Here is a 14,404-nt window from a genome sequence, read left to right on the forward strand (position 1 = left end):
CAAAGCGGTGGCATTGCGCGGCATGTCTGGCAGCATGCCCGTACCTGGAAGCTGCCAACCTCGGGGCCCGCGCGGTGGCCATTTGGAACTGGTCCAACAAAAGCGGTACTTTTCATTATAACGCCGTCGAGGTCCTCCATGAGGGCTCCGACACGCTGCTCTACCGGGCGGTGCGTGACGACGGCCTCCCCGTGGTGCTCAAGGTCCTGCGGCGTGACCACGAGAGCCCGCGCGCCCTCGGCCGGTTGCGCCACGAATACGAGGTTGGCAAGCGGCTCCCTGCGAAGGCCATCGTCAAGCCCCATGCGCTCGAGGCGCTCGGCGACCAGGCGGCGCTGGTCCTGGAGGACTTCGGCGGCCGCTCGCTCGATCGGCTCCAGGCCGGGCCGATGCCGCTCGATCGCTTCTTACCCCTGGCCGTTCGCCTGACCGACGCGCTCGCCGAGCTGCACCGACACGGCGTCATCCACAAGGACATCAAGCCCCAAAACCTGCTCTGTAACCCCGAGACCGGCGAGGTGAAGATCACCGATCTCGGGATCGCCTCGCTCTCGCCCCGCGAGCCCCAGGGCCCGTCTCACGACGGGCTCATCGAGGGGACGCTGGCGTACATGGCGCCCGAGCAGACGGGCCGGATGAACCGCTGGATCGACGAGCGGACCGACCTGTACTCCCTCGGCGTCACCTTGTACGAGATGCTGACGGGCACCCTGCCCTTCCACGCCGGCGATCCGGTGGAGTGGGTGCATTGCCACATCGCAAAGAGGCCGCCGCCGCCGCACGCGATCGTCCCCTCGATCCCCCCGGCGCTCTCCGCGGTCGTGCTCAAGCTGCTCGCCAAGGCCGCGGAGGAGCGGTATCAGAGCGCGCTCGGCCTCCGGCACGACCTCGACCGGTGCGCCGCGCAGCTCGCGGCGACCGGCGCCATCGAGGCCTTTCCGCTCGGCCAGCGCGACCTGTCCGACAGGTTCCAGGTCCCGCAGCGGCTCCACGGGCGCGAGGGCGAGGTCCGGGCGCTGCTCGCCGTGTTCGAGCGCGCGCTCGCGCAGGGCCGGCCGGAGCTCGTGCTCGTGTCCGGGTACTCGGGCGTCGGCAAGTCGTCGCTCGTCGCCGAGCTGCACAGGCCGGTGGTGCGGGAGCGGGGCTTCTTCCTCTCGGGCAAGTTCGAGGAGCTCAGGAGGGATGTCCCCTATCTCCCCTTCCTTCAGGCGTTCCGGGGGCTCGTGCAGGAGATCCTGTGCGCGAGCGAGGACGAGCTCGAGCGCTGGCGCCAGCGCCTCCGGGGGGCCCTCGGCCCCCATGGCCGGCTGCTCACCGACATGCTCCCGGAGCTCGAGCTGCTGGTCGGCCCGCAGCCGCCCGTGCCCGAGCTCCCGGCCGCCGAGGCCCGGCGCCGGTTCCACGCGACGCTCCAGCGCTTCGTCGCGGGGTGCGCCCGGAAGGAGCACCCCATGGTGCTCTTCCTCGACGACCTGCAGTGGGCCGACGCCGGGAGCCTCCAGCTCCTCGAGCGCCTCGTCACCGCCCCGGCCGTGCACCTCCTCGTGGTCGGCGCCTACCGCGACAATGCGGTCGGCCCGGCGCACCCGCTCCGGCTCACGCTGGCCGAGGCGCAGAAGGGCGGCGCGGTCGTCTCCGACATCGTCCTCGCGCCGCTCTCGGCCGCCCACGTCGAGGCGCTGGTCGCGGAGACGGTCCACGCCCCTGTCGAGCGGGCACGCCCGCTGGCCCGGCTGGTGTACGAGAAGACCGCCGGCAACCCCTTCTTCGCGATCCAGTTCCTGATCACCCTGCATCAGGAGGGGCTCATCGCCTTCGACGCGGAGGAGCGGGCGTGGCGGTGGGACGTCGCCGCGATCCGCGAGAAGGGCTTCACCGACAACGTCATCGAGCTGCTCACGGGAAAGCTGAAGCGGCTCCCGGTCCCGACGCGGGACGCGCTCATGCTCGCCGCGTGCCTCGGCAGCAGCCTGACCCTCGACGCCCTCGCCACGGTCGCGAACCGTCCGGCAGGAGAGCTCCGCGAGGCGCTCGAGGACGCCGTGCAGGAGGGGCTGCTCTCCTGCCGGGACAGCAGCTACCGGTTCATCCACGACCGGGTGCAGCAAGCCGCCTACTCGCTCATCCCGGAGGCGCAGCGCGCCGAGGTGCACCTCCGCATCGGCCGGCTGCTCCTCCGGGCGCAGCGCGCGGAGGAGCGCGAGGCGGCGCTCTTCGACGTCGTGGGCCACCTGAACCGCGGCGCCGCGCTCGTCCGCGCTCCCGCGGAGAGGGGCGAGCTCGCCGCGCTGAACCTCCGCGCCGGCAGGCGGGCCAAGGCGGCGGCGGCCCACGAGTCCGCCGCCGCCTTCTTCGCCGCCGGCATGGCGCTCCTCGCCGAGGATCGCTGGGAGACGCAGCACGAGCTGGCCTACGACCTGGGCCTCGAGCGCGCGCACGCGGCGTACATCACGGGCAGCGCCGAGGAAGCCGAGCGGCTGCTCGAAGAGCTCCTGGAGCGCGCGAGGACCAGGCTCGAGAGGGCCGCCGTCGTCGAGCTCGCGGTCGCGCTGAACGTCACCCGCGGGCGGTGCGCCCGCGCGGTGGAGATCGGGCGCTCGTGCCTCCGCGCGTGGGACATCGATCTGCCGCTCCACGTCACCGACGAGGAGCTCGAGGCGGAGACCGAGAGCGTCTGGCAGGCCCTGGGCGGCCGGTCGATCGAGGATCTGATCGACCTACCCCCCATGGCGCACCCGGAGATCAAGGTCGCGATGGGCGTCCTCCGGGGCATGGTCATCTCGTCTTACTTCGTCGACCAGAACCTGCACTATCTGCTCGTCATGCGCATGATCAAGCTCAGTCTGCGCCACGGCAACGACGAGAGCTCCGCCCAGGCGTATGTCGTCTTCGCGAGGATGCTCGGCCCGCGGTTCGGGCGGTACAAGGAGGCTTACCTGTTCGGCAAGGTCGGCCACGACCTGGCGGACAGGAGCCACGACCTCGCCATCAAGTCCCTGGTGTTCACGCTGTTCGGACAGCAGGTCGTCTTCTGGACGCGCCATTACAGGGAGACCTCCCTCTATACCCGCCTCGGCTTCGACGCCGCGGTGGAGGCCGGTGATCTGAACAACGCGTGTTACAATTGCATCTGGGCGGCGGTGTTTCCGCTGCTCTCCGGCGAGCCGCTCGAGGACGTCCTCCACCAGACCGAAGATCGCCTCGGCTTCGTGCGCAAGGCCGGCTATGCGTTCCCTCATGCCGTCCTCCTCGGCGCCCGGCACGTCGTCCACGCGCTGCGCGGGCGGCCGGCCCGCTTCCCGATGCTGGACGGCGCCGAGCTGGACCAGGAGGGCTTCGAGGCGCGGCTCTCCCGGGCGGACCTGCGCGAGGTCGACAAGCTGTACTACGGCCTGAAGGCCCAGGCGCTGTTCGTGCTCGGCTCCCCCGAGGAGGCGTGCGCCGCGACGGCCCGCGTGATCGTCGAGCACGACTGGAAGATCGACGCGACCGCGCTGACCGCCGAGAGCTTCTACTATCGCGCGCTCGCGCTCGCCGCCGCCCGCCACGAGGCAAGGTCGCCGCTCGAGGAGCTCCCCGGGGGGCTCCTCGACTGCGCGCGGCAGCTCGGCGTGTGGGCCGAGAGCTGCCCCGAGAACTTCCTCCACAAGCACGCCCTGGTCTCCGCCGAGATCGCCCGGATCGAGGGGCGCGAGGCGGAGGCGATCCGGCTCTACGAGCAGGCCATCGCGTCGGCGCGGGAGAGCGGCTTCGTCCAGCACGAGGCCATCGGCTGCGAGCTCGCCGCGGCGTTCTACCGCGCGCGCGGCCTGTCCACGCCCGAAGGCGCCTACCTGCAGAGGGCCCGCGCGGCCTACCTCCGCTGGGGCGCGCACGGCAAGGTGGAGCAGCTCGACCAGCGCCACCCCTCCCTGGCCCCGCGCAAGCCGATCGCGCCCACCGTCACCTTCGCCGTGCGGGCCGAGCAGTTCGACGTCCTGTCGGTGGTCAAGGCCTCGCAGAGCATCTCCGGCGAGCTCAAGCTCCCGCGCCTGCTCGAGATGCTGCTGCGCATCGTGGTCGAGCACGCGGGCGCCGACGAGGGGGTCGTGCTGCTGGTCCGGGCGGATCGCCTGTCGACCGCGGCGGCGCTCCCCGCGTCCGGGGGCGCGGCGCGGCTGCTCGACGCGGGCGAGGCCGAGGCGGCGCTGCCGCGGTCGATCCTCAACTACGTTCGCCGGAGCCACGACCGCGTGCTGCTCGACGACGCCGCCGCCAGGCACCCGTTCTCGGAGGACGAGGCCCTGGCGCGGAGGAGGCCGAGGTCGGTGCTGTGCCTCCCGATCGTGCGCCAGGCCCGGCTGATCGGCCTGCTCTACCTGGAGAACAAGCTCGTCGCGGGGGCGTTCACGCCCGGGCGGCTCAGCGTGCTCGAGCTGCTCGCCTCGCAGTCGGCCATCTCGCTCGAGAACGCCATGCTCTACGCCGAGCTCGAGCAGGAGAACGCCGAGCGGCGGCGGGCCGAGCAGGCCCTCCGGGCCAACCAGGCGACCCTGCAGGCGATCGTCGACAACTCGGCGGCGGCCGTCTTCCTGAAGGACCGCGAGGGCCGGTACCTGCTCGCCAACCGGCAGGCGGGCAAGCTCATGGCCATGCCGATCCACGAGCTCGTCGGGAGGACCGACGCCGAGCTCTTCCCTGCGCCGAGCGTCGAGATCTTGCAGCGCAACGACCTGCACGTGCTCGATACGGGGGCGCCCCTGGAGTGCGAGGAGGAGGTGCAGATGGCGGACGGGCCGCACACCTTCCTGTCGGTCAAGTTCCCGCTCGGCGAGGAGGTGATGCCCGGCGTGCTCTGCGGCATCGCCACCGACATCACCGAACGCAAGCGGATCGAGCGGGCCGAGCGCTTCCTGGCCGAGGCGAGCCGCAAGCTGATGGCCCTCGGCTACCACACGACCCTCGAGAGCGTGGCGCAGCTCGCCGTGCCCGACCTGGCCGACCACTGCGTCATCGACGTGTGCGTCGATCACGACGCCCGGGGGCGCGCGCACGACGCCTGGGGGCGCGCGGCCACGGCCGGGGTCCCCGCCGGGCGGATCGACCCGCTGAAGGACGCGCTGCAGCCCCTGACCGCGGCGTCGCTGCGCCGGCCCGAGGTGGGCGACCTCCGCGCCGCGCCCCGCCTGAGGTCGCTCGGCGTCCACGCGTTCCTCAGGGTCCCGCTCCTCGCGCGCGACCGGTGCCTCGGGGTCATGACCCTGCTCTCGACCCTGCCCTTTCGCCGGTACGGCCACGCCGAGCTGTGGCTGGCCGAGGAGCTGGGGAGCCGGGCGGCGCTCGCGCTCGACAACGCGCGGCTGTTCGCCGAGGCGCAGGAGGCGATCCAGCGGCGGGACGAGTTCCTCGTCGTCGCCTCCCACGAGCTCAAGACCCCGCTGACCTCGCTGCAGATGCAGGCGCAGCTCGTCGAGCGCCTGCTGCGCCGCCACCAGCGCGCGGAGCTCCCCCCGGAGCGGATCGAGTCGACGCTGCGCGTCCTCAATCGCCAGCTCACGCGGCTCGGACACCTGGTCGACGAGCTGCTCGACGTCACCCGGCTGAACGCCGGGCGGCTCGCGATCGTGCGCGCGCCGGTCGACCTCTCGGCCCTCGCGCGCGAGGTCGTCGAGCGGATGAGCCAGCAGCTCGCGGACGCCGGCTGTCCGATCCAGCTCGATCTGGACGAGCCCGTGGTCGGGCGCTGGGATCCGTCGCGCCTGGAGCAGGTCGTCATCAACCTGCTGTCGAACGCGATGAAGTACGGCGCCGGCGGCCTCGTCCAGGTCAGCGTGCGCCGGCGGGCCGATCGCGCGCTGCTCGTGGTCCGCGATCAGGGGATCGGGATCGCGGAGGCGGATCAGGCCAGGATCTTCGAGCGCTTCGAGCGCGCCGTCTCGGTCCGGAACTTCGGCGGCCTCGGCCTCGGGCTCTACATCGTGCGCTGGATCGTGGCCGCGCACGGCGGCTCCGTCCGCGTGGAGAGCCAGCTCGGCGCGGGCGCGACGTTCGTCGTGGAGCTCCCCCTGGAGCCGCCGGAGGTGGCCGAGCCCACGTCGACGTGAGCGGGGCCGCCCCCGGCGCGGTGGCCCCGCGGGCCCCCGGCTCAGCGCATGACGCCGAGGGCGGCCTCGATCTGGTGGCGCGCGACGACGCCGTGGTCGTCGACCGAGTAATCGTCGGCCTCGAGCCGGAAGGTGCGCGTCGCCGTGACGTCCGCCCGGCCGCTGAAGCGGTACGGGATGACGGGCGACGAGAACGACTCGCGGACGAGCTGGAAGCCGAGATCGACGGGCATGTGGATCGGGACGCGGACCGGGGTCGTGCGGTCGGAGGGGAGCCACACGCCGTCGCCGTCGGCGCGGAAGTCGACGGGCAGCATGTAGCGGCCGGCGAGCACGACCTGGCCGCGCACCGCGCGCACCGCGACGTCGTACGAGTTCGGGTTGTACACGTTGACGACGACGGTCATCAGGATGCCGAGGCTCGGCGGGAAGGCGATGCGGATCCCGGTGATCTCGGCGTGGTCGAGCTGCATGGTCGGCTTGCTGACGCACGCGGGGGCGGCCAGCGCCGCGAGCGCGAGCGCGAGCGCGACGCGCAGGGGTGAGGTCTTCCGGGGGCTCGTCACGGGCGAGAGCTTACCCGGGCCCACGGGCGCCGTCACCTCGCCGGGCCGCGGCGGAGCGCGGCCCGGCGGCGCGGCGCTCCCCCGTGGCCGAGCCGGTCGACGTGGAGGGTCGCGACCCCTCGCCGGGTCGCGTGCTCCACATGCGAGTACGCCTCCGGCTGATACGGCCAGTCCCAGGACGCGTGATCGCGAGTTCCGCCGTGCATCAGGATCTGGATTGCGGACACCGGATCTGGGAAGGCGGTGAGCACGGATCATGCTTGTTCGCGCCGTCCGGGCGCGGCGCTGCGGCAAGATGTCGCACGTCCTTTCGGCCGCGCCGGATTGCGCGGGCGCGCGCCGGTGCGCTGCGCTCCGCGCGGGGCGCGATCACCGAGCTCGAGAACTTGACAGCATCGGACGAGCCGGTAGGGTCGCGAGCGAACGGTAGTAACATGAGGAGGCAGTCGTGAACATTCGGCCGATATTGCCAGTGCTCTTCGTCGTCGCGCTCCCGAGCGTGGCTCGGGCCGAGATACTCAGCGTCAACGTCCCGGTGGCGAACTTCCGCGCGGGCCCGTCCACGAGCGAGCCTGTCGAGTTCACCGCGACCCGCTACTACCCGGTCAAGGTGCTGGAGCGCGAGGACGGGTGGTGCAAGATCAAGGATTTCGAGGGCGATCTGGCCTGGGTCGCCGACCGCCTGCTGGCCAAGATCAAGACGATCGTGATCAAGGTCCCGCGGGGCAATGTCCGCGCGGAGCCGACGACCTCCGCGGAGGTCGCGTTCCAGGCCGAGCGCGGAGAGGTGTTCAAGGTCCTCGAGCGCAAGGGGCGCTGGCTCCATGTCGTCGACGTGGAGGGCGAGAAGGGCTGGGTGCGCGAGGATCTGGCCTGGGGCACGAAGAAGGTCGGGAACGCCGGCGGCTCGTCCTGAGCCCCCGCTCCTCCCGGCGGCCCGCTCCGCTCCCGTGGAGCGCCTCCCGTGCCGCGAGCCGGGATCGTCACACCGCTCGCACTGCGACATTTCTCCGCACCTGGGACATGCTGTCCACCCCCGCCATGCCCGACAGCGTCGCTCGGGACGGCGGCGGCGTGACGTCGAGGCGGGAGGGGCGAGCTCACGAGGGGTCGTGAGGCGCTGTCAGCGTTGCTCGTCCCGGCCAGAGACGAGGCTCTTTCTCATGGCAACGCACGCGAGCTCGAGCCCGCTCGGGTGCCGGTAGACCGTCCTCTCGACGCGCTGGTAGCCGGCTCCCTCGTAGAACCGGACCGCGTTCAGCGAGGAGGACAGGTGCAGCGACGTGAGCCCCGCGCGCCGGGCGATGTCCTCCAGGCCGGCGAGGAGCTGCCTTCCGATGCCCCGGCGAGCGGCGCCGGGGTGGACGAAGACGGCCTCGACCTCGCTGGTCTCCAGGTTCACGATCCCGAAGCCAGCGACCTCCCCGTCCTGCTCTGCCACGAGGAAGCTCTCCCACGCCGTGGCGGCCCCATGCCGGTCCGGCATGGGCGTCGAGGCCCACGCGGCGAGCGCCGCGGCGCCGTAGTCGCTCTTGCACAGCTCCCGGATGGCCGCGGTGCGGACCGACCAGGTCGACGCCGCGTCCCTCGATTCGGCTCTCCGGAGGATGACCATGACGCTCCTTCTGGCACGAGGCCTGGGATGAGGCTCGACGCGCTGGGCGCCGAGCGCGGGCTCGCCCATGAGGCGACCCGCGCGCCAGCGCGTCAAGCCCGGCCGGCGCCCCGGCGCTCGTCCCGCTCCGAGATCAGGAGCGCGATGGCGTCGAGGATGCGCTCGAGGCCGAAGCGGAAGGCGTGCTCGGGGCTCGACGCCCCCTGGTAGGCCTGGCCCGCCGACTGCCCGACCCGCGCCGCGACGGGGAACCGCCTCGCATCCATGACCTTGTCGAGCAGCGGGGCGGTGGCGACCCACCACTCCACGTCCGACATGCCGCTCTCCTGCCGCGTGCGCCTCGCGTTCGAGAGCGCCCTCGCCGCGCCCTCGACGTGCGTGAGGAGGAGGGTGAGCACCGAATCCATCTCCATGTCGGTGAGGCCCAGGCGATCGAGCGGCCGCAGCTCGGCCTCGTACTTGAGCGAGGCGTTCGGCCCGAGCACGGGGCGCGCCGAGACGATCTCGAGCAGCCACGGGTGCCGCTGGTACAGGTCCCAGTTGCGCGTGGCGACGTACTCGAGCGACGCGCGCCACCCCCCCGGCCGCCGCGAGGGCGCGTCCACGTCGTCGTAGAGGTGGCCGTAGACCGTGTCGACCATGAGCTCGGTCAGCTCGGCCTTTCCGGGGACGTGCGTGTAGAGCGACATGGTGCCGACCTGGAGCACGTCCGCGAGCTGCCGCATGGACACGGCGTCGAGCCCGCTCGCGTCGGCGAGCGCGATCGCCGCCTCGACGATGGCCCGCACCGTCAACCCCGACCGCCCGGGCTTCCCGTGAGAGCCCCAGAGCAGCGCGAGGCTCCGGGCCGGGTCGGCCACCCGCCCCTCCCGCTCGCGCGCCGCGCGCTCCCTGGCCGGCTTCGCACGGGTCTTCTTCATCAGGACGCTCGCGCCCTCCCGGGCACGCCAGCGGCCCGGCAAACCGTACTTCGTACGGATCGCATCACGGAACAGCGCATCGGAGTCAGCATGAGCGGAATCGTACCAGCACGTCAACGCGGGCGTATCGCCGGGGCGACGTCAGGCGCCCCCCGGACGCCCGCGGCGATGCTCAGCGGCGACAGCCGATGCGCTGGGTCGCGACGATGACATCGTCGTACAGGATGGTGCGCGTATCGGAGACGGAGAGGCCGCGCTCCTCCATCTCCGCCCGCCGGCGTGCGTCGGAGTCGCGCTCGTAATAGGCGTCGAGCATGAGGCTCTTGAAGCGCACGTCTCCGCTCGAGCGGAAGTCGAAGCCCTCGAACGGCGCGGGCGGCGTGCACGCGCTGAAATCGCACCCTCCGGTGTGAAACCTGTCGCGGAGCCAGGTGCCGTCGGGGTAGCCGGGGCGGTAGTCGCCGATCGCCGCGCCGTCGATCCAGAACGCGAGCGCGCCGTCGCGCTCGCCGACCGTGTTCGCGCGCGCGTGCATCTCGACGCAGAACCAGCGGTCGCGCGGGAACGGCGCTTGATCCGGCGGCTGGAAGACGTTCCCGTAATGGTACGTCGTGCCCTGATCGCCCGCGCAGCCGGGCGTGGCGGTCCCGTCGTTGCAACGGCCGGAGCGCATCTTGTACCAGTACACGTAGAAGTTGAAGACATCGTCGGTGTTCGTGTCGAAGTCGAACCAGAAGCCCTCGTCTCCGGGCGGCACCGTGTTCGCGCGGCCGCTGCTGTCCCAGCCCTCGATGCCCGCCGCCATGCGCACCCAGTGGTGCGGGTTCGGGGCGAGCTCGGGGAAGCGCACGTGGAAGCGCCAGTAGATCGCGTCGACGCGCTCGTGCGTGACCCACGTCGACGACGAGACGTACGTCTCCTCCTCGAGAACGGCCGTCGTCACGCTCGAGCGGAGGTAGCGCTGTCCGCCGTGAGCTGTCGCCGGGTCGGTCTCGATGCGCAGGGTGCGCGTGTCGGCGCTCGGCCCGTCCCAGCGCCCCCACCCTGCCTCGAAGTCGTCGTGGAAGAGCACCGCGGGATCGCTGCCGATCCCGACGTCGCCGGGGTAGCGCGCGCTCAGCGTGCCAGGCGGCGGCGCCGGGTCCTCCTCGCCGCCGCCCCCGCTGCCCTCGCCGGGGCCGCCGCCCTCGCCCGGCCTGCCGCCGCCCTCGCCGGGGCCGCCGCCGCCCGGGCGCGGTGAGGGCACGTCGGCCCCCGCGCCTCCGCCGCCGCTCTCGCTCGGCGGGTCGTCGCACGCCGCGAGGAGCACCGCGATCACCAGGGTGAATGCCGGATGGGTCTTCATCCCTCCAGGCTACCCGACGCGCAACGCTTGCGTCTCGGCGCCGCGCTTGCGCCCCCGCAGGCGCGCGCACCGTCGAAGCACCGGGTTTGCCCACGGGGCTCCATCCCACGCGGAGGGCACGCTTGTTGATAGCCGGCGGGTCGTCCTTCTCGATGAAGAAGCGCGCCGCGCGGCGTCGCGGTCGCAGACGGCCGGTTTGCCGAGGACCGAGCGCCGGCCGAGATCTGCGGACCGCGCCTCCGCGCGGGCTCACCCCACGAGGTCGATCATGGCCATGTTCTGCAATCAGTGCGAGCAAACATCCCACGGGACCGGGTGCACCACGGTCGGCGTCTGCGGCAAGGACGAGGACGTGCAATCGCTGCAGGAGATCCTGCTCTACGGGCTGAAGGGCGTCGCGGCCTACGCGCACCATGCGCGCAAGCTCGGCGTGCGCGACGAGCGCGTGAGCGCCTTCCTCGAAGAGGCGCTGTTCGCCACGCTGACGAACGTGAACTTCGACCCCGAGGCGCTGCTCGATCTCTGCCTGGAGTGCGGCCGCGTGAACCTGGATGTGATGGCGATGCTCGACCAGGGCCACCGCCTTCGCTTCGGCGAGCCGCAGCCGGCGATGGTCCGGGAGGGCACCGTGGCGGGGCCGGGGATCCTCGTCTCCGGTCACGATCTCGCGGACCTCTCCGAGCTGCTCCGGCAGTGCGAGGGGACGGGCGTCAACGTGTACACGCACGGCGAGATGCTGCCGGCGCACGCGTATCCGAGGCTCGCCCAGCACCCCAACCTCGCCGGCCACTACGGGTCCGCGTGGCAGAACCAGAAGGCCGAGTTCCCGGCGTTCACCGGCCCGATCCTGATGACCTCGAACTGTGTGCTCCTCCCGAGGGAGGCCTACCGGGATCGCCTCTTCACCGCGGGCCCGACCGCGGTGCCCGGCGGCCGGCGCGTCCAGGGCAGCGACTTCTCGGAGGTCATCCGGATGGCCCTCTCGTGCCCTCCCCTGCCCGACCGCTTCGTGCGGGAGACCGAGGTCGGATATCACCACGAGGCGATCCTCGCGCACGCGGGCGCCATCGTGAGCGCGGTGAAGGCCGGGCAGATCAGCCGCTTCTTCCTGATCGGCGGCTGCGACGGCCCCGAGGCGGCGCGCAGCTATTACACGGAGTACGCGGCCCAGGCCCCGGCGGACTCGTTCATCCTCACGCTCGGCTGCGGCAAGTTCCGCATCCGCAACCACGACCACGGCACCCACCTCGGCTTGCCGCGGCTGCTCGACATGGGGCAGTGCAACGACGCCTACGGCGCGATCCGCGTGGCCAGCGCGCTCGCCGCGGCGCTGGGCTGCGGGGTGAACGACCTGCCCCTCACGCTGGTGATCTCGTGGCTGGAGCAGAAGGCCGTGGCCGTGCTCCTCACCCTGCTCAGCCTGGGCGTGAAGGGCGTCGTGCTCGGACCGCGCCTGCCCGGCTTCGTCTCGCCGAACGTGCTGCGGCTGCTGCAGGAGCGCTACGATCTCCGGCTCATCGGCGAGGCCGCCTCGGCAGACCTGCTCACGCTGCGCCGGGCGCCCGCCAGCGCGTGCGCGTGAGCGCCCCGGCAAGCCTGGCCCGTCGGGGACCTGCGGAGGCATGAAGGGGGGGCAGGCGCTCCACGGGGGGGCAGGCGCTCCACGGAACGGACGGAGCGGGCAGAGCGCCTGACGGAGAGGCGGGAGCCGTCGAGCCCGCGCGAGCCCGCGGCGCGGCAGGACGGCTCCCGAGGTGTCGTTCACCGGCGATCGGGGCACTCGCCGCGTGACGCCACGGACACGCCCGCCGCGTGCGCGGCGCACGCGTTGCCGTACGTCTTGTCGTCGCAGCCGCAGACCGGGGCGTACTCGAACGTGCACGCCTCCGGGATGGGCGTGCAGGCGCCCGTCATGTCGGCCGCGCCGCACATGGCCTCCAGGCTGTAGTCGCAGAAGTACCCGGGATCGCAGTCGAGGCCGGCGATGCCGCCGCAGAGCCGCGCCGGCTCCACCGGGGGCTCCTCCTTGCACTCGCCGCGCGACGCCACGGACACGCCCGCCGAGCTTGCGATGCACGCGTTGCCGTACGTCCTGCCGTCGCAGCCGCAGACCGGCTCGTACTGCTCCGTGCACGCCTCGGGGATGGGCGCGCAGGTGCCGGGCACGTCGGTCGCGCCGCACTCGGCCTCGGGCGCGAAGCTGCAGAAGAACCCGTCCGCGCACGGCTCGGCGCCGCGGGTGCCGCAGATCTGCCCCGGCTGAGGGGCGCACTCGCCGCGCGACGCCACGGACACGCCCGCCGCGTTCGCCGTGCACTCGTTGCCGTACGTCTTGCCGTCACAGCCGCAGACCGGGTTGTACTCCCGCGTGCACGCCGTCGGGACGGTCGTGCAGACGCCCGTCTGATCGGCCGCGCCGCACATGGCGTCGGGCGCGTAGTTGCAGAACTCCCCCTCGTCGCACGCGAGGCCCAGCAGGCCGCCGCACGCCTTGTCCTCCTGCGGGGGACGCGAGCACTCGCCGCGCGACGACACGCCGGTGCCCGCCGCGTTCGCCATGCACTCGTTGGGGTACGTGTTGCCGTCACAGCCGCAGACCGGGTCCTTGATCTTCGGGCACCCCCGCGGCATCGGCTTGCAGACGCCCGTCATGTCGAACGCACCGCACATGGCCTCGAGCTCGTAGTCGCAGTACTCGCCGGTCTCGCACTTCAGGCCGAGGAGGCCGCCGCACGCGCGCTCCTCCCCGGGCCCGGGGTAGCACCCGCCGCCCTTCACCTCGTCCGCGCCGGACGCGACGTCGCCGGCGCCGCCGTCGTCCACCTCCACCTGACAGCCCGCGGCGAGCGGGAGCACGGCGAACGCAAGCCAGAGGGCGGATCCGAGACGGCTGTTCTTGATGCGATGCTGGATGGTCATGATGTTCCTCCAAGACGGCCCCGCCGTGCGCCGGCGAGGCAAGAGCCAAGAGCGAGCCCCTCCCCTCCGGGAGAGGGGCTCCGGAGCGCCGCGCGCGGGCGCGGCGCGTCGATGTGAGGCCCCCTCGACCGTTCAGTCGGGGAGCGTGAGCGTCAGCGCGCGGCGCCCGGCCTCGGGCGCCGTGATGTCGAGGAAGAGCACGTCCTCGAGCTCGTCCCCGTCGCCGTCCGCGCGCACGGTGACGGCGATCGACCCGCCCGCGGGCACCACGAAGGGCGCCGACGGGCTGACGCTGAACGGTCCGCCGCCGCGGCGCAGGCGCGGCGCCGCGATGGAGACCTCCTCGGCGCAGTCGTTGCGGACGACCGCGTCGCGGGCGTCCGCGATCCCCTCAAGCGAGACCCATGCCTCGACCTGCAGGCAAGGCAGGTGCGCGCGCCTCGTGGCCTGGGGATCGAACGGCAGATCCACGATCTTCGTGTCCATGGGTGGCGATCGGCGCTCCCCGTGCTTCGCCTGGATCCGCAGCAGGTGCTCGGTCGTGCCCCTCAGGGTGATCTGGAAGCTGCCGTCCCCGTTCACCTCCGCGATCCCCGGCGGATCGGCGGCGTCGAGGTTCGTCACCACGACCACGCCCTCCGCGGGCTGAACCGCGCCCGGCTTGCCCTGCAGCAGGACCTGCTCCTGCAGGACCGTGAAGTCGCTGGTCCCGCCGAGGAGGCCCCCGTTCAGGACCGGATCGTGGACCGGCGGGCTCGGTTGCGGGCTCACGACGCAGCCGCCGACGAGCACCGCGAGCAGCGCCGCGATCGCGCCCCGCCCGCCTCCGTGTCTCGCCACCGTCCGCATCGTCATGCCCAGCACCAAAGCAAGCGCGATGCCGCTCGAAAACCATGCGAAATCATCGTGAAATCCAAGGGCAAGATGTCTCATTGGTTGTCTCACTGTCTCACTTG

Annotated in this window: 10 protein-coding genes; 3 read left to right on the forward strand and 7 right to left on the reverse strand. The window is 72.2% G+C overall.

All coding sequences use genetic code 11. From position 1 onward, the window contains the following. The first annotated feature begins 74 nt into the window (after positions 1 to 74). Positions 75 to 6,083, forward strand: coding sequence for an AAA family ATPase (locus tag WMF31_RS24700; RefSeq protein WP_436604297.1), 6,009 nt, complete (start codon positions 75 to 77; stop codon positions 6,081 to 6,083). Positions 6,084 to 6,124: 41 nt separating this feature from the next. Here WMF31_RS24700 and WMF31_RS24705 read toward each other — a convergent pair whose 3' ends face one another. Both WMF31_RS24705 and WMF31_RS24710 read right to left on the reverse strand, forming a co-directional pair. Next, positions 6,125 to 6,649: an LEA type 2 family protein gene (locus WMF31_RS24705; protein ID WP_436604298.1), complete on the reverse strand. Its 525-nt coding sequence runs from the start codon at positions 6,647 to 6,649 to the stop codon at positions 6,125 to 6,127. Positions 6,650 to 6,681: 32 nt separating this feature from the next. Then, entirely contained in the window at positions 6,682 to 6,900 is a 219-nt protein-coding gene (locus tag WMF31_RS24710; RefSeq protein ID WP_436604299.1) for a hypothetical protein, read from the reverse strand. Between the two features lie 197 nt (positions 6,901 to 7,097). Between WMF31_RS24710 and WMF31_RS24715 the strand changes: the two genes are divergently transcribed. Next, on the forward strand, positions 7,098 to 7,565 hold the full coding sequence (locus WMF31_RS24715) for an SH3 domain-containing protein (RefSeq protein WP_436604300.1): 468 nt from the start codon (positions 7,098 to 7,100) through the stop codon (positions 7,563 to 7,565). Positions 7,566 to 7,772: 207 nt separating this feature from the next. On the opposite strand, the gene WMF31_RS24720 is transcribed toward WMF31_RS24715, so the two are convergent. The 3 genes from WMF31_RS24720 to WMF31_RS24730 form a co-directional block, all read right to left on the reverse strand. After that, positions 7,773 to 8,264 (reverse strand): GNAT family N-acetyltransferase, encoded by a 492-nt coding sequence (locus WMF31_RS24720; RefSeq protein WP_436604301.1) that lies wholly within the window; start codon positions 8,262 to 8,264, stop codon positions 7,773 to 7,775. 92 nt (positions 8,265 to 8,356) lie between these two features. Then, entirely contained in the window at positions 8,357 to 9,184 is an 828-nt protein-coding gene (locus tag WMF31_RS24725; protein ID WP_436604302.1) for a TetR/AcrR family transcriptional regulator, read from the reverse strand. A gap of 172 nt (positions 9,185 to 9,356) precedes the next feature. After that, complete coding sequence (locus WMF31_RS24730) at positions 9,357 to 10,529, reverse strand: hypothetical protein (RefSeq protein WP_436604303.1); 1,173 nt, start codon at positions 10,527 to 10,529, stop codon at positions 9,357 to 9,359. A gap of 274 nt (positions 10,530 to 10,803) precedes the next feature. Here WMF31_RS24730 and hcp point away from each other — a divergent pair, with 274 nt between their 5' ends. Then, positions 10,804 to 12,111, forward strand: a complete 1,308-nt coding sequence (gene hcp / locus WMF31_RS24735) for a hydroxylamine reductase (RefSeq protein ID WP_436606591.1) — start codon at positions 10,804 to 10,806, stop codon at positions 12,109 to 12,111. Positions 12,112 to 12,290: 179 nt separating this feature from the next. Here hcp and WMF31_RS24740 read toward each other — a convergent pair whose 3' ends face one another. Further along, positions 12,291 to 13,448, reverse strand: a complete 1,158-nt coding sequence (locus tag WMF31_RS24740) for a Kazal-type serine protease inhibitor family protein (protein WP_436604304.1) — start codon at positions 13,446 to 13,448, stop codon at positions 12,291 to 12,293. 132 nt (positions 13,449 to 13,580) lie between these two features. Beyond that, positions 13,581 to 14,297: a hypothetical protein gene (locus tag WMF31_RS24745; protein WP_436606592.1), complete on the reverse strand. Its 717-nt coding sequence runs from the start codon at positions 14,295 to 14,297 to the stop codon at positions 13,581 to 13,583. Positions 14,298 to 14,404 lie beyond the last annotated feature (107 nt).

The sequence above is a fragment of the Sorangium sp. So ce1036 genome, from assembly GCF_051369805.1.
Taxonomy (GTDB): domain Bacteria; phylum Myxococcota_A; class Polyangia; order Polyangiales; family Polyangiaceae; genus Sorangium; species Sorangium cellulosum_F.

Excerpts from the sequence above, each read along its gene's own strand:
- WMF31_RS24720 (WP_436604301.1), bottom strand. The coding sequence starts at position 8,264 with ATGGTCATCCTCCGGAGAGCCGAATCGAGGGACGCGGCGTCGACCTGG.
- WMF31_RS24725 (WP_436604302.1), bottom strand. The coding sequence starts at position 9,184 with ATGAAGAAGACCCGTGCGAAGCCGGCCAGGGAGCGCGCGGCGCGCGAG.
- WMF31_RS24730 (WP_436604303.1), bottom strand. The coding sequence starts at position 10,529 with ATGAAGACCCATCCGGCATTCACCCTGGTGATCGCGGTGCTCCTCGCG.
- hcp (WP_436606591.1), top strand. The coding sequence starts at position 10,804 with ATGTTCTGCAATCAGTGCGAGCAAACATCCCACGGGACCGGGTGCACC.
- WMF31_RS24740 (WP_436604304.1), bottom strand. The coding sequence starts at position 13,448 with ATGACCATCCAGCATCGCATCAAGAACAGCCGTCTCGGATCCGCCCTC.
- WMF31_RS24745 (WP_436606592.1), bottom strand. The coding sequence starts at position 14,297 with ATGCGGACGGTGGCGAGACACGGAGGCGGGCGGGGCGCGATCGCGGCG.